Source organism: Burkholderia metallica (assembly GCF_001718555.1).
GTDB lineage: Bacteria > Pseudomonadota > Gammaproteobacteria > Burkholderiales > Burkholderiaceae > Burkholderia > Burkholderia metallica.
Genome location: NZ_CP013402.1, coordinates 440,850 through 461,326 on the forward strand (window position 1 = coordinate 440,850; position 20,477 = coordinate 461,326).

19 protein-coding genes and 2 pseudogenes are annotated in these 20,477 nt (G+C 61.7%); 13 read left to right on the plus strand and 8 right to left on the minus strand.

Annotation, left to right across the window (positions count from 1 at the left end; all coding sequences use genetic code 11):
* Positions 1-148 precede the first annotated feature (148 nt).
* The 4 genes and pseudogenes from WJ16_RS17895 to WJ16_RS33440 all read left to right on the plus strand — a co-directional run bounded on the left by WJ16_RS17895 (position 149) and on the right by WJ16_RS33440 (position 4,239).
* Positions 149-1,549 carry a cytochrome ubiquinol oxidase subunit I gene (locus tag WJ16_RS17895; protein WP_069258404.1) on the plus strand — a complete coding sequence of 467 codons (1,401 nt, stop codon included), beginning with the start codon at positions 149-151 and terminating at the stop codon, positions 1,547-1,549.
* Positions 1,550-1,552: 3 nt separating this feature from the next.
* Positions 1,553-2,560 carry a cytochrome d ubiquinol oxidase subunit II gene (cydB, locus tag WJ16_RS17900; protein WP_069258405.1) on the plus strand — a complete coding sequence of 336 codons (1,008 nt, stop codon included), beginning with the start codon at positions 1,553-1,555 and terminating at the stop codon, positions 2,558-2,560.
* A gap of 163 nt (positions 2,561-2,723) precedes the next feature.
* Positions 2,724-3,644 carry a bestrophin family protein gene (locus WJ16_RS17905; protein ID WP_069258406.1) on the plus strand — a complete coding sequence of 307 codons (921 nt, stop codon included), beginning with the start codon at positions 2,724-2,726 and terminating at the stop codon, positions 3,642-3,644.
* A 209-nt stretch (positions 3,645-3,853) separates the two neighbouring features.
* Positions 3,854-4,239, plus strand: a pseudogene (locus WJ16_RS33440) (VOC family protein).
* Positions 4,240-4,368: 129 nt separating this feature from the next.
* Here the strand turns inward: WJ16_RS33440 and WJ16_RS35940 are convergent.
* Both WJ16_RS35940 and WJ16_RS34880 read right to left on the minus strand, forming a co-directional pair.
* Positions 4,369-4,701, minus strand: a pseudogene (locus WJ16_RS35940) (nuclear transport factor 2 family protein); the annotation flags it as partial.
* 83 nt (positions 4,702-4,784) lie between these two features.
* Positions 4,785-5,216 carry a hypothetical protein gene (locus tag WJ16_RS34880; RefSeq protein WP_157126806.1) on the minus strand — a complete coding sequence of 144 codons (432 nt, stop codon included), beginning with the start codon at positions 5,214-5,216 and terminating at the stop codon, positions 4,785-4,787.
* On the opposite strand from WJ16_RS34880, the gene WJ16_RS34885 reads away from it, so the two are divergent.
* Together WJ16_RS34885 and WJ16_RS17915 are read left to right on the plus strand one after the other, a co-directional pair.
* Positions 5,202-6,773 carry a beta propeller repeat protein gene (locus WJ16_RS34885; protein WP_157126807.1) on the plus strand — a complete coding sequence of 524 codons (1,572 nt, stop codon included), beginning with the start codon at positions 5,202-5,204 and terminating at the stop codon, positions 6,771-6,773. The genes WJ16_RS34880 and WJ16_RS34885 overlap by 15 nt on opposite strands.
* Before the next feature lie 375 nt (positions 6,774-7,148).
* On the plus strand, positions 7,149-7,559 hold the full coding sequence (locus tag WJ16_RS17915; protein ID WP_069258408.1) for a VOC family protein: 411 nt from the start codon (positions 7,149-7,151) through the stop codon (positions 7,557-7,559).
* A gap of 114 nt (positions 7,560-7,673) precedes the next feature.
* On the opposite strand, the gene trpS is transcribed toward WJ16_RS17915, so the two are convergent.
* The 5 genes from trpS to WJ16_RS17935 all read right to left on the minus strand — a co-directional run bounded on the left by trpS (position 7,674) and on the right by WJ16_RS17935 (position 12,728).
* Entirely contained in the window at positions 7,674-8,687 is a 1,014-nt protein-coding gene (gene trpS, locus WJ16_RS17920) for a tryptophan--tRNA ligase (RefSeq protein ID WP_069258409.1), read from the minus strand.
* A gap of 213 nt (positions 8,688-8,900) precedes the next feature.
* Positions 8,901-9,056, minus strand: a complete 156-nt coding sequence (locus WJ16_RS35315; protein WP_167375384.1) for a hypothetical protein — start codon at positions 9,054-9,056, stop codon at positions 8,901-8,903.
* Positions 9,057-9,491: 435 nt separating this feature from the next.
* Positions 9,492-10,820: an MFS transporter gene (locus WJ16_RS17925; RefSeq protein ID WP_069258410.1), complete on the minus strand. Its 1,329-nt coding sequence runs from the start codon at positions 10,818-10,820 to the stop codon at positions 9,492-9,494.
* A gap of 79 nt (positions 10,821-10,899) precedes the next feature.
* Entirely contained in the window at positions 10,900-11,649 is a 750-nt protein-coding gene (locus tag WJ16_RS17930; RefSeq protein WP_069258411.1) for an SDR family NAD(P)-dependent oxidoreductase, read from the minus strand.
* A 188-nt stretch (positions 11,650-11,837) separates the two neighbouring features.
* Positions 11,838-12,728, minus strand: coding sequence for a LysR substrate-binding domain-containing protein (locus WJ16_RS17935; RefSeq protein WP_069258412.1), 891 nt, complete (start codon positions 12,726-12,728; stop codon positions 11,838-11,840).
* A gap of 449 nt (positions 12,729-13,177) precedes the next feature.
* Between WJ16_RS17935 and WJ16_RS17940 the strand changes: the two genes are divergently transcribed.
* The 6 genes from WJ16_RS17940 to WJ16_RS17965 all read left to right on the plus strand — a co-directional run bounded on the left by WJ16_RS17940 (position 13,178) and on the right by WJ16_RS17965 (position 18,726).
* Positions 13,178-14,644 carry a hypothetical protein gene (locus WJ16_RS17940; protein WP_236858237.1) on the plus strand — a complete coding sequence of 489 codons (1,467 nt, stop codon included), beginning with the start codon at positions 13,178-13,180 and terminating at the stop codon, positions 14,642-14,644.
* Positions 14,645-14,970: 326 nt separating this feature from the next.
* Positions 14,971-16,050: a tetratricopeptide repeat protein gene (locus WJ16_RS17945; RefSeq protein ID WP_236858238.1), complete on the plus strand. Its 1,080-nt coding sequence runs from the start codon at positions 14,971-14,973 to the stop codon at positions 16,048-16,050.
* Positions 16,051-16,609: 559 nt separating this feature from the next.
* Positions 16,610-17,266, plus strand: coding sequence for a hypothetical protein (locus WJ16_RS17950; protein WP_069258413.1), 657 nt, complete (start codon positions 16,610-16,612; stop codon positions 17,264-17,266).
* An 81-nt stretch (positions 17,267-17,347) separates the two neighbouring features.
* A complete protein-coding gene (locus WJ16_RS17955) occupies positions 17,348-17,680 on the plus strand; it encodes a RebB family R body protein (RefSeq protein ID WP_059574945.1) in 333 nt (110 codons plus the stop codon).
* 187 nt (positions 17,681-17,867) lie between these two features.
* Positions 17,868-18,224 (plus strand): RebB family R body protein, encoded by a 357-nt coding sequence (locus WJ16_RS17960; protein WP_069258414.1) that lies wholly within the window; start codon positions 17,868-17,870, stop codon positions 18,222-18,224.
* Positions 18,225-18,402: 178 nt separating this feature from the next.
* Positions 18,403-18,726: a RebB family R body protein gene (locus WJ16_RS17965; RefSeq protein ID WP_069258415.1), complete on the plus strand. Its 324-nt coding sequence runs from the start codon at positions 18,403-18,405 to the stop codon at positions 18,724-18,726.
* 82 nt (positions 18,727-18,808) lie between these two features.
* Here the strand turns inward: WJ16_RS17965 and WJ16_RS17970 are convergent, their stop codons facing one another.
* Positions 18,809-19,639, minus strand: coding sequence for a Crp/Fnr family transcriptional regulator (locus WJ16_RS17970; protein ID WP_236858239.1), 831 nt, complete (start codon positions 19,637-19,639; stop codon positions 18,809-18,811).
* Positions 19,640-19,890: 251 nt separating this feature from the next.
* On the opposite strand from WJ16_RS17970, the gene WJ16_RS17975 reads away from it, so the two are divergent.
* The gene (locus WJ16_RS17975; RefSeq protein WP_069258417.1) at positions 19,891-20,448 is read left to right on the plus strand and encodes an RNA polymerase sigma factor; all 558 of its coding nucleotides are present in this window, start codon (positions 19,891-19,893) and stop codon (positions 20,446-20,448) included.
* The last annotated feature ends 29 nt before the right edge of the window (positions 20,449-20,477 follow it).

Sequence of the window (20,477 nt, forward strand, 5' to 3'; positions counted from 1 at the left end):
ATTGCGAGTATCGTTGCAAACGCGATATCGTCATTCACGCTTCGATGCCATGCGAGTGACCGCTTGTGTTCGCATGTGTTGTCGCCAAGCCGTCGCGCGATTTCCTGCTTCGGGCGTACGTCCTCACAACCACGAGCAAATTACGGTCATGGAAATCTTCGATGCGTTCCATCTCGCCCGGTTGCAATTCGCGTTCACGGTGTCGTTCCACATCGTGTTTCCCGCGATCAGCATCGGCATGGCGAGCTTCCTGGCGGTGCTGGAATGGCGCTACCTCGTCACCGGCGACGCCGCCTACAAATCCATGTTCCAGTTCTGGTCGAAGATCTTTGCGATCGGCTTCGGGATGGGCGTGGTCTCCGGCGTCGTGATGGCGTACGAGTTCGGCACGAACTGGGCCGGCTTCTCGCGCGTCGCGGGCAACATCACCGGCCCGCTGCTCACGTATGAAGTGCTCACGGCGTTCTTCCTCGAAGCCGGCTTCCTCGGCGTGATGCTGTTCGGCTGGCAACGCGTGAGCCCGCGCGCGCACTTCTTCGCGACGCTGATGGTCGCGGTCGGCACGCTGATCTCGACGTTCTGGATTCTCGCGTCGAACAGCTTCATGCAGACGCCGCAGGGCTACAAGATCGAGAACGGCCTCGTCGTGCCGGTCGACTGGTTCAAGGTCGTCTTCAACCCGTCGTTCCCGTACCGTCTCGTGCACATGACGATCGCCGCGTTCATCGTCGCGGGCTTCATCGTCGCCGCATGCGGCGCATGGCACCTGCTGAAGGGGCGCCGCGACGAGCCGGTGAAGCGCAGCTTCTCGATGGCGCTGTGGATGCTGCTGGTGCTCGCGCCGATCCAGATCGTCGTCGGCGACGCGCACGGGCTGAACACGCGCGAATACCAGCCGGCGAAGATCGCGGCGATCGAGGGGCTGTGGGAAACCGAGAAGGGCGGCACCGCGCTGAACCTCGTCGGGCTGCCCGACATGCAGGCCGAAACCACCCGCTATGCGATCCAGGTGCCGCACCTCGGCAGCCTGATCCTCACGCACAGCTGGGACGGCGAGATTCGCGGGCTGAAGGAATTCGCGCCGCAGGACCGCCCGTATTCGCCGATCATCTTCTGGACGTTCCGGATCATGGCGGGCCTCGGGATGCTGATGCTGCTCACCGCGCTGCTCGGGTTGCTGCTGAGAAAGGGCGGGCGCCTGTATGAAACGCGCTGGTTCCAGTGGTTCGTGGTGGCGATGGGGCCGTCGGGCATCGTCGCGCTGCTGGCCGGCTGGATCACGACCGAGGTCGGGCGTCAGCCGTGGACCGTCTACGGCGTGCTGCGCACCGTCGATTCCGTCGCGCCGCTCAGCGCGCAGCAGGTCGGCGTGTCGCTGCTGATCTTCGTGGTCGTGTATTTCCTGGTGTTCGGAACGGGTATCTACTACATGATGAAACTGATGAAGCGCGGGCCGGCCGCGCAGGCCGGATATATCGAGCTGCACCGGCATCCGGGGCTGCGCAAGAGCGCACTGTCCACGCCGCTGAACGTCACCGAAGCGGAGTAAGCCATGCACATCGATCTTCCTGTCGTGTGGGCCGCGATCATCGGCCTCGGCGTATTCATCTACGTGATGCTGGACGGCTTCGATCTCGGCATCGGCCTGCTGTTTCCGTTCTTCGACGCGAAAGCCGAGCGCCAGGTGATGCTCGACACCGTCGCGCCGGTGTGGGACGGCAACGAGACGTTCCTCGTGCTCGGCGGCGCGGGCCTCTATGGCGCGTTCCCGGTCGTGTATTCGACGCTGCTGCCCGCGAACTACCTGCCGCTGGTGCTGATGCTGGTCGGCCTGATTTTCCGCGGCGCCGCGTTCGAATTGCGCGCGAAGGCCACCCGCACGCAGCACATGTGGGATCTCGCGTTCATCGGCGGCTCGGCGCTCGCCGCGTTCTGCCAGGGGATCGTGCTCGGTTCGCTGCTGCAGGGCATCAAGATCGAGAACCACCAGTTCGCGGGCGGGCCGTTCGACTGGCTGTCGCCGTTCAGCATGCTGTGCGGGATCGGCGTGCTCGTCACCTATGCGACGCTCGGCTGCGGCTGGCTGATCCTGAAGGTCGACGGCGAACTGCAGCGCAAGATGCGGCTGCTGATGAAGCCGCTCACGGGCGTGCTGCTCGCGGTGATGGGCGTGGTGAGCCTGTGGACCGTGATCGGGCTGCCGGCCGTCGCGCACCGCTGGTTCGGCAGCGGCAACCTCGGCTGGTTCCTGCCGGTGCCGGTCCTCGTCGTCGCCTGCGTGTGGGGCATTTTCCACACGGTGAAGCGTGCGCACGAAGCCACGCCGTTCCTGTTGACGCTCGCGCTCGTGTTCCTCGGCTACACGGGGCTCGTGATCAGCATCTGGCCGAACATCGTGCCGCCGTCGCTGACGATCTGGGACGCGTCGTCGAGCCATTCGAGCCAGCTGTTCGCGCTCGTCGGCACCGTGATCGTGCTGCCGATCATCCTCGTGTACAACGCGATGCAGTACCGCGTGTTCCGCGGCAAGGTGCGCGAGGGCGATATCGGCTATCACTGAGCGGCAAGCGATGTGACGGCGCACGGCCGGCGCGGGCGTATCATTGCGCCCAGCCCGGCCCGGCACCCGAGTGAAAGCGGCCCGCCACGCGCGGGCCGTTGCGCATCGGGTGCGCGCGCAACGGATGGCGTTTGCGTATTACTTTGGCAGTCGAGACAACACCATGATCGTCAGACCACGACAGAACTGGCTCAGGATGCTGTTCGTATGGAACGGCTCCGTGCTGCAATCGATCATTCCGCAGCTCGTGTTCATGGCGGTCGTCAGCACGCTGGCGGTCTTCACGAACGGGCGCATCTTCGGCGAGAAGATTCCGCTCAACACAGCGCCGTTCACGCTGTTCGGGCTCGCGCTCGCGATCTTTCTCGGGTTTCGCAACAACGCGAGCTTCGAGCGCTTCAAGGAGGCGCGGCATCTGTGGGGCAACCTGCTGATCGCCGCACGCGCCGTGACGTCGCAACTGCATCGCTACCTGCCCGACGGCGTGAGCGATGCCGAGCGCAACCGGCTCGCCGATCTGCTGATCGCGCTCGCGTATGCGCTGAAGCATCAGCTGCGTCATACCGATCCGACCGAAGACCTGCATCGCATTCTCGGCGCGGAGCGCACGGCCGCGCTCGGCGGCAAATGCTACAAGCCGGTCGCGATCCTCGACGAACTGCGCGGCGGCATCGTCCGCGCGCTGGGCCGCGCGCCCGGCAGCGAAACGACCTGCTGGATGTTCGAGGCGCAGCTCGACGAGCTCGGCAAATCGGTCGGGGGGTGCGAGCGCATCCTGTCGACGCCGATTCCGTTTTCGTACAGCGTACTGCTGCATCGCACCGTGTATGCGTATTGCGTGCTGCTGCCGTTCGGGCTCGTCGATTCGACGGAGTTCTTCACGCCGCTGATCTGCGTGTTCATTTCGTACACGCTGATTGCGCTCGAGGCGATCGCGAACGAGGTGGCTGAGCCGTTCGGCCTCGCGCCGAATGCGCTCGCGCTCGATGCGATCACGCGCACGATCGAGCGGTCGGTGCTGGAACTGGGTGACCGGCCGATGCCGGAGGAATTCGTGCCGGCCTCGACGTACCAGATCACGTAAGCGGACGCGCGAAACGGATCGGTTATCCGGCTGGCCTATGCGGTGACCGCCGACGAATTCGACGGCTACCCGCGCAAGCCGATCGACGGCGGTTACACGTTTGTCGTCGATTTCGACGAACAATAGCGGCACGGGCGTTGCCTGTTATCGACAACGCGGTGTGACCGGCTCAATGGCGGCCGCCGGTTGCCGCTTCAGGAGGGATTGAAATGCGCATCTACGTGACGAGTATTTTTGTCGACGACCAGGACAAGGCGTTGACGTTCTATACCGACAAGCTCGGGTTCCAGCTGAAGAACAATATTCCGGTGGGTGAGTTTCGCTGGCTGACCGTGGTGTCGAAGGACCAGCCGGACGGCACGGAACTGCTGCTCGAGCCGAGCAACCATCGTGCGGTAGGGCCTTACAAGCAGGCGCTGTACGAGGACGGCATTCCGGCGGCTTCGTTCCAGGTCGACGATCTCGATGGCGAATTCGCGCGGCTTACCGCGCACGGCGTGCGATTCACGCTGGAGCCGATGGACGCGGGCCTGTACGCGTTGCGGTCATCGACGATACGTGCGGGAACCTGATTCAGCTGATGCAGATAAAGTGACGCAACGCGCCGCGTGGGACGCTCAGCGCACCGCGGCCGGCGCGCAGGGGGCATCCAGTTGCACGCCTGCGTGCGGCTCCGGATGCGCCACCCGCATTCGGTCTGCACCAGCAGGTCGCGATACCACAGCGCGACGAAGCACACGCGATCGTCGCCGGCTTCATCGGCCGAGATCATCATTGCATGCACGGCCGTTCGCGCGGTCGCGGCGTCGCCGTCGACGATCAGCAGCGACGTCGAGATCGTGTGCTGCGTGCCGCGCATCGCCGACGTCACCTGTTCCAGATAGGCGGCAATCTCCGCACGGCTGCCGGCTGGACCGCCGAAGGCCGTGTAGTCGAGCGTCGCATTGGCCGCGAAGAGGCGCTCGAATTCATGCCAGTCGCGGCGATCGACGGCGTGGCAATAGCGGGTCAGCAGATCCTGGATCTCCATCCGGTCGATCGTTTCCTGGGGCGTCATGGTGTCGCGGGTGAGTGGATGACGGGGAAACGATAGCGGGGGCGGGCGGGAGTGGCGTCGGCGGAGTGGACTAAGACGCGGTTTCAAAAAGTCCCAATGGGGGCCGCCAACTGATGCGGCGAACGATCAACCTCAGGCATCGCAACAGTCGAGGCACAGGCGATGAGCCAACCGATCATTGGCGACGAATTGCGGATTCGGATGGAGCTGTTACTGCAGCCGTCGAGGCTACGGTTCGGCAAGAGCCCCGGGCCGCCTGCATGTTTCGATAGCGCCGATACGCTGAGCGCACCCATACCGGGCTGTATCACGTCGGCCGCCTCTGTATTCGTTTCGAGCACCGCGCGAACATTCGCCGTGCACTCATCAAGCTCGGCGGCAACCCGATCTGCTGGAGTACCCTTCGACGTACGGATCGACACCTTTGAAAAGAACTGTAAGATCGATGAAAGCGGGGTGGGATTGCGATTATAATTTCCGCTGATCCGGAGGGTAGTCAAATGAAAATGATTCATCCCTTTATATTATCTTTGGTTTTTTTGTTCGGCTGCGTCAATGCGCCCGTCATTCAGTCGCCCAGTCAGCTTGCAGCAACGCACGGCTATGTATATGTTTCCATCCCCAAAGGGGGCGCGATCGATGATGTACAACTGGAGTCTCTGAAAGATAATTCTACTTTTTTGCTAAAGCCGCACCCTGGCATTGATTCATATGGCGCGGGGCTTTGGGTTCCGGCTGGAGAGTATCGGCTGGCGAAATGGCAAAATTACAATTTGAAGGATTATCCAAAAATAGAAGTGCAGCGAGGTCGAATAACGGATCTCGGTGGGCTGATTCAATTGCCGATTGGAGGGGATAAATTTGTGGTGCTCCCGGTTAGGCACCGGGAATTTGCTGAAAATTTGAATTCCATTGAAAATGAATACCAATCGGTTTTGATATCGAAATATCCGATCGAGTGGGAGGTTCAGAAGGCGCCCGCGTCCATTGGAACCATATATCCCCTGACCGGGCTTGGCTTGCTGACCGACTTGTTGCTTGCTTATGAACGGCACGTCAACATGCCGGCCATAAGCAAGCAACTTGTCGACGCGCAGACGGTGAATGATTTTTTCCGGCTATGGAAAACTGCGGCTCCGCCATTGACGCGGAAATTTGAACATGACGCGTCCGGCAACCTGTACTACGGCGCGGATATTGGGCAAATCCGGGTCAGAGGCCCTCAGGGGGGCTGGAGAGCTCTGGATACAGGCTCCCTCCACGAAGTAACTGCCGTCAAGGTAGATGGCAAGGCACTTGTGGCCGGATTCGACAACGGTGTTATTCGTGTCACCGAAGATGGGGGTGTGTCCTGGAAAATTCTTGCCACCATGGGAAGTGATGCCAGAATCGTGGATATCGATCGAAAAACCAACCGATGGTTCGTAGCAGTGGCGCGAGGTGTGGTGAATGGTACCGTCTGGAAGGAGGTAAATAATATCGAGGTCTATCAATCCGATTCGAATGACCTGCGGGATCTGGTTAAGATAAAACAAATTGGTGGTGAAAAAGGATTCAAGGCAATTAATGTGTTTCCCGTGCAGATCGAGTCAACCAATGATTTCTACTATGTTGGTACCCCGTCGCAATTGTTAAGAATGAATTTGTCCACAATGGCGTGGGCCCCAGTTACCCCGCCCACTGACATGACCGGTTTTCATGCTTCATCTGCATCCGGAGTGCTGACTGCTTATCGTGCTCAAGGCGCGTTTTCCAAATTGTACTTGTCAAGCGACAATGGTGAAACCTGGGTGAAATACAATACTCCGCCGTACGTTTTCTCGGATATTCGGTTTGATAGTCTCAGTGAGGGAAGGGCGGTGCGTTGGAATACAGGAGCATTTAGCTCGGATATCGAGTTGAGGGAGTTTGATCGTCAGGGCGGTTCGTGGAAAACGCTAACGGAAGCGCCACATGGTTGCCGGCGCATGTTGCCGGACACGAATGGCATGCCAAGATTTTGCATAACGGCAGCCGGCAGTATTCTCAGCTATGCAGATTCAAAGTGGTCGGTTGAATATGCTGCAGACTAGCAGGCTGCTGGAACAGGGGGCTGGTCAGCGAAACACGATTCGGGAAACAAAGCGTCAGCGGATTCTTCTTTCGCTGCCGCTTGGGGGGGCAGTAGTAACCGTTCGATCAGTATCCATGGTTCGTCGTCGATGATCGGCTTGCCCATCTCGTCGGATCCGGTTGTTTCGATGCCAGGGTGAACAGCTTGTCGCCAACGTCATTCATCCCACGGAGCCCTTTCAAAGCCTTTTCCAAGGGCCGGCCCGCGGCCGGCAAGAACGCCATCGTACGCGACGATGTCGAGTGTTTGTATATCGCCCACGAGCAGCGAGGTGACTCCGGTGCGAAATTCCGCGCTCAGGTAGACTCGTGTGCCCTTCGACGGAGGAGATACGATGCAACTGCTTGATCACGTGTCAATCGGCGTGCCGGATATCGAACTGGCACGCCCGTTCTACGATGCCATCATGGCCGCGCTGGGCGCATCCAAGGCCTATGACCGGCTGACCGCGCTCGGCTATGGCGAACGCTGCAATGCGAACGACACCGCATCGACTTGCCTGGCGGTCTATCTGGATCCCGCTGACGTCGGCGCGAGCAAGCGGCACTGGTGTTTCAAGGCCGCGAGCCGCGAGCAGGTCGATGCATTTTTCGAAGCCGGCCTTGCAACGGGCGGGCAGTCGGACGGCGAGCCCGGCTTGCGGCCGCGTTACCACGGCGCCTACTACGGCGCGTTTCTCGTCGATCCGGCAGGCAATCGGGTCGAGGCGGTGTGCCACGCGTCCGTGCCGGCGCATGCATCGTGATGAAGCGGCGCGTGCATCTACGCTCGCTTGCGCACGTGACGCGGTGATCGCCGCGCGCCGGCCCGATACCGCCCGGCGCGCGGAGCGCATTCGCGTGCTCGCTGCCTGCGCCGCTCAATCGAAGTAGTTCAACCCCATCGCGCCCTTCACCTCCGCGAGCGTCGCGCCGGCCACGTCCCGTGCGTGCAGCGTGCCGCGCTTCAGGATCGCCATCACTTCGGCCTTGTCGGTCTCGAACTCGCGGCGGCGCGCGCGGATCGGCTCGATCAGCGCCTGCAGCCGCTCGTTCAGCACGCGCTTGACGACACTGTCGCCTAGGCCGCCGCGGCGATAGTGGGCCTTCAGCTCGTCGACCTTCGCCACGTCCGGCTCGAACGCGTCGAGGAACGTGAACACGACGTTGCCCTCGACCTGGCCCGGGTCGCTCACGCGCAGGTGATTCGGATCGGTGTACATGTCCTTCACGGCCTGCGCGATTTCGTCGGGCGTCGAGCCGAGCGTGATCGCGTTGCCGAGCGACTTGCTCATTTTCGCTTTGCCGTCGATCCCCGGCAGCCGCGTGACCGACGACAGCACAGCCTCGCATTCGACCAGCACCGGTTGATCGACGGTCGCGTTGAAGCGGCGCACGAGTTCGTTGGTCTGCTCGATCATCGGCAACTGATCGTCGCCGACCGGCACGTGCGTTGCCTTGAACGCGGTAATGTCGGCTGCCTGGCTCACCGGGTAGGTCAGGAAGCCGGCCGGGATGTCGCGCTCGAACCCGCGCAGGCGGATCTCTTCCTTGATGGTCGGATTGCGTTCGAGGCGCGCGACCGTGACGAGGTTGAGCAGGTATTGCGACAGTTCGGCAAGCTCGGGCACCTGCGATTGCACGACGATCGTCGAGATCGCCGGATCGATGCCGACGGCGAGGTAGTCGAGCGCGACCTCGATCACGTTCTCGGTGACGCGCTGGCGGCGGCCCATGTTGTCGGTCAGCGCCTGCGTGTCGGCGAGCAGCAGGAATTGCGTCGCTTCGTGCTGCATCTGCACGCGTGCGCGCAGCGAGCCGATGTAGTGGCCGAGATGCAGCGGGCCGGTCGTGCGGTCGCCGGTGAGGATGGTCGGGCGGGTCGGGTGGGTCATGTTGGTCGTTGCTCCGGGTTGTCGAAGCCGCCAGCCATGATGTCTGCGCAGAAACGCAAATGCCGCCATGGCTGGCGGCATCACGTTTGGGACATGCAAAAGGAAACGGGCCGCCTGGTCAGGCGCGCCACCAGCGATGCACGTTCGGCGAGGCAGGTTTGATTTCCATGGCGGGGAGTATAGCGCAAGTCACGGGCGGGACGCGCGGCGGCGTCAGCGTATGACCGACTCCATCGCGAGGTAGGCGGTTTCGGCCGACGGCCACAGCAGGTACAGCAGGCCGGCCATCAGCAGCAACGCGCCGGCACGCGCGAGCGGCGTGCGGTCTTTGTCGTGCGGGGGGCGGGGCGGCTGCTTCGGGTTCTTCATGCTTGCTGGCGCGCGAGGCGCCACTCCAACGGTTACTGCAACGGGTCGCGCGGGGCGAGGCCGGGGTGTTGCGGGGTTCTACGGGGTAGGGCGTGCAGATGGCGGACCGTGTCGCTCAGGGCGCGGCAGGTCGGCCGATCGCGAGTTTTAAAAGGGGACAGTTAAGCACCCTGTGGCTGCCGACTATGACAGGCGACGCACATCCTACCAGTTCGTAGGTATGGACACAGTCAAGAATTGTCGGGACGTGGAGTTGAAAGAGCGCGTGGCTGCGGCGTGCTTTGCTTTGCCAAATTAAAAATCGGAATTGCCGATTACCGTGAAGTGGCGACAAGCGGCGACGGCGCGCTCGGCAAGCGTCAGCCCATCCGATACGGAATGTTCATGACGGATCCTTGATTCAAAAAAGGCGAATCTTTGCAGCGGCGGACGGCGTCAGCGATTGACGGCTTTGGCCGGCACTAGGAAAACGAGCCCGGCACCGATGATGATGGCGACAGAGATGAAGAGGAGCCCAGCCGTCGATTTACCGGTCAGATCGTTCAACCAGCCCACGATGGCCGGCGAGAAGAAGCCGGCAAGATTGGCGAAACAGTTCACCGCCGCGATACCCGCCGCGGCGGACATGCCGCCGAGAAGCGCGGTCGGTAGCGACCAGAACTGTGAAGACGAAGCGAGAATGCCTGCGGCGGCGACGCTGACACATACCAGCGACGCGCCGACGCCGCCCAGCGCCGGCAACGTGGCGAAGCCGGCTGCCGATACGAGCATCGGGATCGCAAGATGCAGACGGCGTTCGCGATGGCGGTCCGCGCTCGCTCCCACCAGCGGCAGCGCAATGATGGCGCACAGGTACGGGATGGCAGTAAACACGCCCACCCACAGCGGATCGGCCACGCCGGATCTGCGGATGATCGTCGGCAGCCAGAATGTGAGCCCATATTGACCGAGCACGACGCAGAAGTAGATGGAAGCCATCAACCACAAACGACGATCGCCGATGAACGACCCGATCGACACATGCGCGATCTTGTGCGCGTTGTCGTTCGCCACGTTTCGTGCGAGGAGTGCTTTCTCCGCATCGGTGAGCCACTTCGCAGCAGCGATACCGTTATCGAGGTAGAACAGGATCGCGATACCAAGGAGCAACGACGGCAGCGCTTCGAGGATGAACAGCCACTTCCAGCCAGCCAATCCCTGCACGCCCTGGAACGCATGCAGGATGTAACCGGACAGCGGGCCGCCGACGATGCCGGCCAGCGGAATAGCCATGAAAAAGAGCGAGAGTGCTTTTGCACGCCGTGCCGAAGGAAACCAGTAGGTCAGATACAGAATGACGCCCGGCGCGAACCCCGCCTCGGCTACGCCCAGCATAAAGCGGAGAACATAGAACGTCGTGGGCGACTTGACGAAGGCAAACGAGGCCGAGATCACGGCCCAGGTCAGCATGATGCGAGCGAGCCAGTTTCGTGCGCCTACTCTGTGCAACATGAGATTGCTCGGCACTTCGAAGAGAAAATATCCAAGAAAGAAAATGCCGGCGCCAAGGCCATACACGGTTTCACTGAAGCGCAGGTCGTTGAGCATCTGCAGTTTTGCGAAACCCACGTTGACACGATCGAGATAAGCGCCCAGGTAGCACAGCATCAGGAACGGTATCAGGCGCCGTCCGACTTTCGCATACGTTTTTGATTCGAAGCTCGTCGAGTCGGCAAGCGTCGTGACATCGCCCGCCATTGACGGCGCGGTAGCCTTCGTTTTCATGTTTGTCTCCTGCCATATCGCCCCGGGTTTTACCGCCGGGTGCATTGACCAGCCGCCGCAACCGCGGCCGATGTCGTGCTTAATGGATCAGCATTCCGCCGTTGACGTCGAGCGTGATGCCCGTGAGGTAAGTCGACAGGTCGCTCGAGAGGAACAGGCAGGCGTTCGCGACGTCCGCGGCATCGCCGAGCCGGCCGAGCGGGATGCCCTTGATGACGTCGGCGCGCATCTCGGTCGTGAGCTTGTCGCCGGTGATGTCGGTCTGAATGAGACCTGGGGTGATCGAGTTGACGCGGATGTTGTCCGGGCCGAGCTCACGCGCCATCGCGCGAGCGAGACCGAGTACACCGGCTTTGGCTGCGCTGTAGTGCGGGCCGCCGAAAATGCCGCCGCCGCGTTGCGCCGAAACGGATGACATGCAGACGATGCTGCCGCTCCTTTGCGCCCGCATGTGCGGAATGACCGCCTGCGACATGTAGAGCGTGCCGCGCAGGTTCACGTCGATGACCGCATCGAAGTTGTCGGCGCCGATGTCCATCGTCTTCAAAGGCTGCGTGATGCCTGCGTTGTTGATCAGCCCATCTACACGGCCATACTTCTCGATGACCGCCGCGACGGCAGATAGACATGCGGCTTTGTCGGTCACATCGCAGCGGAGGCCGAGGTTGTCGTCGCCGAACTCGTGCGCAGCACGCTCGGCGTCTTCCTTGTGAAGATCCAGAATCACGACGCGCGCGCCTTGCGCGGCGAGCGCCTTCGCGGTCGCCTTGCCGATGCCGCGCGGCGAGGCGGCACCGGTTACGATTACCACTTTGCTGTCGAGCAACATGTTGTCTCCATCGATCATGTTAGTTGGTGGACGCAGTTTCAGTGCTTCAACCAGCTCGATCAATGCAGTTCGGCTCAACTATTGCTGAAGAATTTTCAGGTGTGGCTGCAACGTGGGCTTACGGGCGTCGGAATGCGGCCTTTGGCGTGACGCCGGGGAGCCGCCGCTCCGACCGGCGCAGCCCGACGCTACACGGCGGCGCGGCTGGTCTCTTGCTCGATCCAGTCTAAAAATTTGGACACGCGTGGCAAGTCCAGATTCCGGGCAGGGTATACGAGGTGATGCGCTCCGACCTCGACCGCATGCGTACGATCGAAGACCGGTACGAGTGAACCTCGTTTGAGATGAACGGATGCGAGCATCGTGCTTTCGAGCGCAATGCCGTGTCCCAATGCCGCGGCTTCGAGAGACATGTACGAGCGATCGAACGCGAAATCATATGCCTTGTGCGATACCGCGACGCCGAACTTGCCGAACCATTGCTTCCACTGTACGAGAGGCGTTTCCGAAAAGATCAGGCGCCGTTCGAGCAGATCATCGGGGGTACGCACCGGGTGTTGTTCGAGGTATTCCGCCGACGCAAGCGGCGTGATGAACTCGTTGCGTAGCGTCTTGATCTCGCCATCGGTCCAATGGGCGTAGCCATGCCTTATGTCGAGGTCATAGTGGCCCGAGGTGAACGACACGTCCTCGTACGAGCACGCGAGATTCAACTGAATGTCGCCGTTCGCTTCCTGAAACGAGGCAAGCCGCGGCAGCAGCCACATCAACCCAAAGCTGGGACTCGAATGAATGCGAAGAATCTCGATACCCGACTGGCTCGATGCACGCTCCGTCGCGCGGCTCAGGTCGGCGAGCGATCCGGTGACATCGGCCAGATACTGCTGGCCCGTTGGCGTCAGCACGAGTCCCCGCCCCAGCCTCGTGAACAAGGGTCTTCCAATCATGGATTCGAGATTGGCAATCTGATGGCTGACCGCCGATGGCGTTAACCCTAATTCATCAGCTGCCCGATTGACGCTCTTTGTCCGGGCGACACTCTCGAACGCGACGATGGCTTTTAGCGGTGGGATGCGCATTGTTCCTGGATGCTGCGTTTACAAACTGTACTGGATCAGGGTGGTCTGCTTCCCTGAGAGCGGTTTCGGAAATGTCGCGTATCCGGGAGGTAATGGCAAGCCGCGGCTCGGGTGATAGGTAATCGGTTCGCAAGGGCGTGAGGTGTTGTGCAAACAGGAGGGCGAGTTCGGCGACCGGACGCATCCGCCGGTAGTCGGACAGGGGCAGGTCTCGGGTCGAAATTCGGCGTTTAGATGTTTGGACCGCCTGGCGGCTGGTGGCCGATGGCCGATGGCCGACCGCGGCCGGCCGTTGTCCTGCGAGGGGCGACCGGCGCAGATCGACCCAGAGGAGGCACTCAGACTGCTGACCTCAAAGCCTGAAAGCAGACAGTCAACGTTGGGAGGTGATAGCATCGCCATCGATTATCTAGCACTTGCAAAATAACCAGAAAATCAAGGAGAACGCGATGGGCCAAGCTAAACTCAAAGGCGCTAATCGGGAACAGCGTGTAGCCGCGCTTTTTGCGGCCCATTCAGTTAAACCGCTCACTCTCGAGCGTTACAACGCGTTCGTTGCGTGGACTCGTTCTCCTATAGCCACTGTTGTTGGCCGGGAAGTTGAGTACTTCTCGACTGTAGACGAAACCGTGATTGGCGTGCTCATCCTTGATCGAACGGATCGCGATTACGGCTTCGTTTCACTTGGTCGAGACCTTAAGGGACGCTATCGTTGCATCGGCGTCGAGGCCAGTATGAGCCGCAACGATGCGCAGCATGCGCTGCTGAAAGAGCTCAAGATGCACTTTGATAGTGGCATCAAAGTTTTTCCGCAAGGCGATGAAGTGGATGACAAGAGTGGTGTAGATCTGTTCACGCCGGTTGTGCCGGAAGAAAAGCTCAACCCGACCTTCCAACTGATGCGATCGAGTAACCATTGGCTTCCAGCTCGTTCGATCATGACCGAGATGATGCGCCACTTTCGTGACGTCGACGGAAACTTCGTCGAGCAGTTCCAGACAACTGCCTTCGACTCGAGGATTTGGGAACTCTACCTCTATGCGGCGTTACTCGAAGAAGGTCTGTTTGTCGAGAAACCCGATCCTGCCCCAGACTTTATGGTCTCGTTTGGCAAGAAGAAGGTCTTTATTGAGGCTGTCACCGTGAATCCCTCGGTTAACGATCCTGTGCCTAAGCCCGATGATAAGCCGTTATTTCGACCGCTAGAAGAGATCCGTAAGCTCAACGAGACCAAAATTCCAATCAAGTTTGGAAGCCCTCTATGGTCAAAGCTCACACGCGCCAAGCCCTATTGGGAAATGCCGGACGTTGTTGGGCATCCGTTAGTGTTTGCCATCGCTGACTTTCATGAGAAGCAATCGATGACTTGGACGTCGACCGCCTTGATCAGCTACTTGTATGGGGTGAGCCACGACTTTTCTAGGGATGGGCATGGGCAACTCATCATCTCGCCCGTGAAGATTGAGATTCACGAGTACGAAGGCAAGCAGATCCCATCTGGATTTTTCCTGCAACCCCGCTCTGAGAATATCAGCGCGGTGCTATTTTCGGCTTCCGGCACATTATCAAAGTTCAACCGCATGGGCCGACTCGCCGGCTTTGGGGTGCCCGAGCAGCGCATGATGCGTGCGGGTATGAGGCACAAGCACGACAATAACTCAGCACTCCCGGAACCGTTCTGTTTTGAGATAAAGCAGGGGGAGGTCACGGAGACCTGGGCCGAAGGGCTCTCGATGTTCCACAACCCAAATGCGAAACACCCGGTGGATCCGGAGTTGTTCCCCAATACTGCACATCATTTTTTCGATGATGGGCAAATTGTCAGCTATCTGCCTGAATTCCATCCTTACGGTTCGTACACGTGGAATTTCTTGCCGGCGGAGGAAGGCCACGGGCCGGAAAACGAGTCTCAATGAGTCTCATACAGCCGCTACTCGGCACCCGCAAGCAGACCGCTGTGGGCGTCCGCTTTTGGCCGAACTGAGCCGCAACCCCGTGGCTGGCGGGCCGGCTTCGGCCAACGAAATTGCCCGAAAGCAAGGGGACGCGCCAACCCGCTTCATTCATCCGTTCCATGATGACCGTATAACAAGCGTTCGCTTTTCCTAAGCAGGCTTCCCAAATCGTGCTAAATCAATTGCGTTCGACCTCCGCCAACCGTATCGGATTGCCCCGGTTATTTTCTGCTTGCCTGTTCCTCGCATGTGCCGCCTGCTCGATGCACGATTCTCTTCCGCGAAACATGTCGCTCGACGCTTTCAATCCGCATCGCGAGACGTTCGTTTGCGTGCACGAAGCCGCCGTGGTTCCGGCAATCGATCCCGAGGCGGATCGCTGGAATCAGCAGGCGATGAAGATGACGAGTGCATTGTTGTGGCCGAACCAGCGCGACTACAAGGGCGCTGTCGACTTGTGGACGAAGGCGGCCGAGCGCAAGCACTGGAAGGCGATGCTGAATCTGGCGAATGCGTATGCCCAGGGGTTGGGCGTGGATCGCAATACCGAACGCGCCGTGCAGATCACCGAAGAGGCGATGAAGCTGGGCATCCCCGCGGCCTACGATCTGATGGGCACGTATTACATGAACGGAGTGGGTGTCAAGCAGGATGCCAGTCGTGCTTATGCCTTCTGGCAACTTGCAGCGGACAAGGGCAGCCCCAGCGCCATGGCGTACTTGGGCAACAAGCTCGACGCCGTCTACGATGATCCGAAATCCGGTTTCTGGGGGAATCGAAAGGTTGCGCTCAAAATGCTTGAATGCGGCGTCGCCCAGGGCAACGGAGATGCCGCGTACGCGCTTGGAACGACACTGGTCGGCACCGACAAGTCGCTGGACGAGGACAATGCGCGAGCACTCAAGATTCTGCATGAGGGCGTGAAATACGGTAGCGCCAAGAGTGCTGCATATCTGTTCGGTGCGTTCGATGACGGCGATCCTGTAGCAGGAAGCGTGAAGGATCGTGCCCGCGCCGAGCGCTACAGCGTCCTTGCCGATCGCCTAGAGCGCGATCCCGACCTCCGTCTGCCCAATCTCGACAAGGTCGTGCCGCTGCCGCCCGCCAGACTGCCCAAGTGGGACGGCAACAAGGAGACGTTGATCGACGCGGCGAAGGCCGTGACGTCCGCGCCGATGTCGCCGGCCAAGCCCGCTGCCCACCCCGTGTCGCTGCGTACGGCCCGCGCGCACGTGCCCGATGGCGCCATGCTGCCGGAGAAGCCGCAGGTTGCCGTTCCCCCGCAGGCGGAAACGACCGCCGCGCCGGTCGGCGGCTACTGGCTCGCACAATTGAAATATCCGGCCGCCGAACGTCACTTCGCATGAAATTACACGCAGGCGCCGATGCATTCCCGGCAGGACGAACCGTTCGATCGGGGTCGCCCTGGCCTGATGCCCGAGGACGGCCGCATCTCCTTCCACTATGTCGGCGACGTGATTCCGATGCTGAGCAACCGCCGGAATCGCATCCGCACGTAGCGCAACGCATCGTGCGCGCCGCCGAATTTCCCAATCCGGCCATCCGGTGTCGCGGCACGCACGCATATAAAAATCGACCCTTCGCGCGACACGGCATGTCCGCGAAATGTATTCCTTTCCACCCGCCGTCCTCGCCGTACGCCCACCACACGTATCGCTGACCCGCCATCGGCGCGCACCGGGCCCACGCCCGCGCACGCGGAGCCCGATTTCACAGACTCGTCTCACGGTTCGTCCCTGCAGCGGTCCTGCCGAATTTCCGGCCGGGCCGTCGCACGTCCATTTCCGGGAGAACACCATGCGATATCCATTGCCGCCTGCCGACCGGCGCACCGCCGCACGGCGTCCGTCCGCTCCCCGCCCGCACGCACCGGCGCCGCGGGCGGACTTCGAGACGAGGTAAGCCATGAGCCAAGACGCACTCGACCCGCTGCTGCGGCAGCTCGCGGAGAAGCGATTGGGGCGGCCCCTCGCGCCGGCCGAAGAACAGGCGCTGCTGGACCAACTGCCGGGCAGGCACGGAAATCCGCCGGCGCCGGCCGCCGGCCCGGCCGTGCCGGCGCCCGCCGCGAACCGGCCGTTGCCGCAGTTGAAAACCCGGCAGGAAGCGCGCGAACAGATCAAGCACTTCCTGCAGCTCAACCAGCAGAAGGCGTACGAGAAGATGCGCGGCATCCTCCAGACGATCGACGCACAGAACGAGACGACGCTCGGCATGCTGGCGTCGGAACAGCGGAAAGTGGCGGGCGTGCTCGACGCGCACGAGCCGTCGGGCGACGGCGACGCGCAGGCCGGCACCGCGGCCGAGATCCAGGACAGCACCCGCGAGGCGCTGGCGATGATCGGCGAACAGTTGACCGGCCTGATCCGGCAGGAAATCGACGCCTGCTTCCGGCAATACGTCGATTCGCTCGAAGAACGTCTCGCCGCGCGGCTCGACGCGATGGAGGCACGGCTGCGCAGCGCCGGCGACGCCCCGGCCGAACCTTCCGACGCGCCCGAACCGCCCATCGCCGTCGTCACGACCGTTCACGATACCCGCGGCGCAGCGTCCATGGAGTAGCACGCGGGTTATTCGGCAGAAAGCGAGACCGGCCGGCCCCCGATGTGCGATCTCTCAACTACGTGAACCAAGGAGCTACAAATGGCTGATACGTGTCAAGTGTGCCAGGTGAATCCCGCGATTACCGATGCGGTCACACAGGTCAACGTCAAGGTGGTCGCGGAAGCGCCGGCAATGGCGATGGGCTCGCTGTACCAGGCCCAGAGCCATTCGCTCAGCATCCTGTTCGAGAACGCGGTGCAGCAGCAGTCGCAGGCCGCGATCCAGTCGCAGACGTCGACGAACGTGGGGACGATGCAGCTCTACACGATCGGGCCGGAAAGCGCGGGCGCGGCCGCCACGGAAATCGGCGCGAACGGGATCATCTCGATTCTGGCCGACGTGATCGCGATCGGGAAGGCCGTCAAGGGCTGACGTGCCATCGCAACGCCGTGGTTGAACGGCGGCGCAAGCGGCACGCGCCGCCAACGCCGCCGCCGTGCCGCGGCCCCGCATGGCCGCCGGCGCCTGAACAGCGGTGCCGCGCGGTGTTCCGGAGCAAACGACAGAACGGGCAGAGCCGATTCGATGCGGCGCCTGTTCGCGAATCAGGAGAAATACGATGGCAGATAACGCAGATGACCTGAAAGACCCGTGCAACTGCAAGACGTGCGCGGTGAACGCCGCGATCACCGACGCGGTCACGCAAACCAACGTCAAGGTGGTCGGCGAAGCGCCGGCGATGGCAACGGGCTCGTTGTACCAGGCCCAGAGCCATTCGCTCAGCGTGCTGTTCGAGAACGCGGTACAGCAGCAGTCGCAGTCGGCGGTGCAACTGCCGACCTCGACGAACGTGGGCACGATGCAGCTGTACACGCTCGGGCCGGCGAGCGCAGGCGCCGCCTCGACGGAAATCGGCTCGAACGGCGTGCTGTCCGTACTGGCCGACGTGCTCGCGCTCGGCAAGGCGCTTGTCTGACGCGCAGGCTGGCGTCGACGCCGGGCGGCGGCCCCGATCGGTGGCCGCCGCCCGGCGCCCGATGTCGTGTCGATGCGCGCACAGCATCGACGGCCCGTGCGGCGGGGCGTCGCCGACCGACCCACTCATGCTTTCGCCGTGACTGCACCGCAGCGGCGAGCCAACCAGGAGCAACGACATGCCGGAACAGGTTTCCGCCGCGGTGACCGATGCGGTCACGCAATCCAACGTCAAGGTGGTGGGCGAGGCGCCCGCCGTGGCCTTGGGCACGCTCATGCAGTCGAACAGCCACGCCTCCGCGATCCTGCTGCACAACGCGGTGCAGATGCAGGCGAACCAGGCCATGTCCAATCTCGCCGCCACGACCGTCGGTGTCATGCAGCTCTATGCCGGCTCGCCGGCGGCGGCGGCCGGCGCCGCGCGCTCGGCGAACGACAGCTTTGCGTCGCAACTTTCCGCGGTCGCGCAACTGCTGAACGCGATCGGCCATTGGCGCGGCTGATCCTCCCCGCACGCCGCCCGATCCGGCGCACGCGCTTTCCCCCGCGCCGGGGCACCGCACGACGCTCGTGCGTGCCCGGCCGTCAATTGGCGTCGACGATGGTCCGGAGCAGTTCCGGCTTCTCGATCGTCACGCCGTGTTCGTGAAGCCGGATCAGGCCGGCACGCTGCATCTTCTGCAGGCTGCTGTTCAGTCGCGGCCGGCTGACGTTGAGCATCGCCGCGAGGACGCTCTGGTTCTCCGGCAGCGGCACCTCGAGATCATTCCCTTGCATGCGGTTCAGCAGATGGCGCGCGAGCCTCGCTTCGAGCCGGTACAGGCATGCCGATTCGACGAAGTCGCTCAACTGGTGGATGTGCCGGCACAGCTGCTCGTGGATGCGCCCCATGAATTCCGCGTTGGCCAGCAGCGGCGCGAAATACGGGCGATGCAGCAGCGAGATGCGGCAGTCGGCGCTCAACTGGGCAGTGAAGTTGCGCCGGTGTGCGCGGATCAGCGTGTTTTCGCCGATGAGCTCGCCCGGCATCGAGTGACCGAGAATGATCTCGCGTCCGCCGGGTTCGTGCAGCGTCTTGTAGACGCGTCCGCAGTGCACGAACGCGACGAAATCTCCCGGATCGCCCTTGAAGAACAACAGGCGGTTGCCGTGTTCGGGCCACGGCGTGACATGGCGCTCCACGTGAGCGATCAGGCTTTCCGGGAGGTCGGTGAGTATCGGTATATTGCGCAGCGTCTGAGCGTTAGCAAGGGCAGGCATGTTTTCCGCGCGAGGTTGTTTGACGATACGACCACCTAGCGAAAAACGCTGTCTTCGGCATTGCGTGAAAAAAGAAAAATGAAAGTATCGAGATAATCGGCCAGCAGTCCGTACAGGGCGGCACTTCGGCGGCAACGGCGCTGGGTCGATCGGCATGGATAGCGGCATGCCGGCCAGCGAACACGTCGTGGCGGCAGTCGTTCTTTTTCATCGCAATGCCGATATTCAGGCCCGGCGACGCACCTGAAACAACGGATCGGGCAATACCGGGGAATTGAAAATTCCGTTCATAATAATCAAGAAAATTTACCGAAACCGATTATCGTTATAACGGTGTTACACGGGTAACAGCGCCATTCCCGGCGTCGAATCGATTCTGTGTTTTCCACGAAAAAGGAAGACACGGGATGACAACCTCGAACCAGCACGCTGCCGCGACGCGCGAGTCTCCGGCGCAGCAGCTCGATCGCACGTGGCGGGAAATGCAGGGGAAATTGCGGCGTCGCGCGCGCCTGTTGTGCAAGGGCGATATTCATCGCGCGGACGACCTGCTCTCCGATACCGCACTCAAGGTCCACATTTACCTGCAGCGCTCGCCGGAGCGCGTTCAGAACCTCTCCGGTTTTCTCTTTCTGGTGCTGAATCACGCCTTCCTCGACGGCGCGCGGCGCCGGCTGCGCGAGCGCGGCATGCTCGAATTCGACCCGGGCTGGGACGACGACCATATCGTCGAGCTGGCGGGTCACGCGCCGTCGGTGGAGCAGCAACTGCTGCTTCGACAGCAGTTGCTGCGTCTGCAGCAGGCGTTGTCCACGCTGCCACCTCAGCAGCAGATGCTGTTCACGCTGAAGTTCGAGGAGGACCGATCCTACCTGCACATCGCGACGGCGCTCGGGATCAACGAACCGCTCGCCAGAAAGCGCGTCGAGCTGTTGCGCAAGAAGTTGCGCGAGGAACTCGCGTAAGGGCGTTCACGAACGCGGGTATGCAGCGT

What these genes read in the sequence shown, in the direction of transcription:
- WJ16_RS34885 (WP_157126807.1), top strand. Translation starts at nt 5,202, where the DNA reads ATGAAAATGATTCATCCCTTTATATTATCTTTGGTTTTTTTGTTCGGC.
- WJ16_RS17970 (WP_236858239.1), bottom strand. Translation starts at nt 19,639, where the DNA reads ATGCCGATCGACCCAGCGCCGTTGCCGCCGAAGTGCCGCCCTGTACGG.
- WJ16_RS34880 (WP_157126806.1), bottom strand. Translation starts at nt 5,216, where the DNA reads ATGAATCATTTTCATTTGACTACCCTCCGGATCAGCGGAAATTATAAT.
- WJ16_RS17940 (WP_236858237.1), top strand. Translation starts at nt 13,178, where the DNA reads ATGGGCCAAGCTAAACTCAAAGGCGCTAATCGGGAACAGCGTGTAGCC.
- WJ16_RS17905 (WP_069258406.1), top strand. Translation starts at nt 2,724, where the DNA reads ATGATCGTCAGACCACGACAGAACTGGCTCAGGATGCTGTTCGTATGG.
- WJ16_RS35315 (WP_167375384.1), bottom strand. Translation starts at nt 9,056, where the DNA reads ATGAAGAACCCGAAGCAGCCGCCCCGCCCCCCGCACGACAAAGACCGC.
- WJ16_RS17915 (WP_069258408.1), top strand. Translation starts at nt 7,149, where the DNA reads ATGCAACTGCTTGATCACGTGTCAATCGGCGTGCCGGATATCGAACTG.
- WJ16_RS17955 (WP_059574945.1), top strand. Translation starts at nt 17,348, where the DNA reads ATGGCTGATACGTGTCAAGTGTGCCAGGTGAATCCCGCGATTACCGAT.
- WJ16_RS17925 (WP_069258410.1), bottom strand. Translation starts at nt 10,820, where the DNA reads ATGAAAACGAAGGCTACCGCGCCGTCAATGGCGGGCGATGTCACGACG.
- WJ16_RS17945 (WP_236858238.1), top strand. Translation starts at nt 14,971, where the DNA reads ATGTCGCTCGACGCTTTCAATCCGCATCGCGAGACGTTCGTTTGCGTG.
- WJ16_RS17930 (WP_069258411.1), bottom strand. Translation starts at nt 11,649, where the DNA reads ATGTTGCTCGACAGCAAAGTGGTAATCGTAACCGGTGCCGCCTCGCCG.
- WJ16_RS17895 (WP_069258404.1), top strand. Translation starts at nt 149, where the DNA reads ATGGAAATCTTCGATGCGTTCCATCTCGCCCGGTTGCAATTCGCGTTC.
- trpS (WP_069258409.1), bottom strand. Translation starts at nt 8,687, where the DNA reads ATGACCCACCCGACCCGCCCGACCATCCTCACCGGCGACCGCACGACC.
- WJ16_RS17965 (WP_069258415.1), top strand. Translation starts at nt 18,403, where the DNA reads ATGCCGGAACAGGTTTCCGCCGCGGTGACCGATGCGGTCACGCAATCC.
- WJ16_RS17935 (WP_069258412.1), bottom strand. Translation starts at nt 12,728, where the DNA reads ATGCGCATCCCACCGCTAAAAGCCATCGTCGCGTTCGAGAGTGTCGCC.
- WJ16_RS17950 (WP_069258413.1), top strand. Translation starts at nt 16,610, where the DNA reads ATGAGCCAAGACGCACTCGACCCGCTGCTGCGGCAGCTCGCGGAGAAG.
- WJ16_RS17975 (WP_069258417.1), top strand. Translation starts at nt 19,891, where the DNA reads ATGACAACCTCGAACCAGCACGCTGCCGCGACGCGCGAGTCTCCGGCG.
- WJ16_RS17960 (WP_069258414.1), top strand. Translation starts at nt 17,868, where the DNA reads ATGGCAGATAACGCAGATGACCTGAAAGACCCGTGCAACTGCAAGACG.
- cydB (WP_069258405.1), top strand. Translation starts at nt 1,553, where the DNA reads ATGCACATCGATCTTCCTGTCGTGTGGGCCGCGATCATCGGCCTCGGC.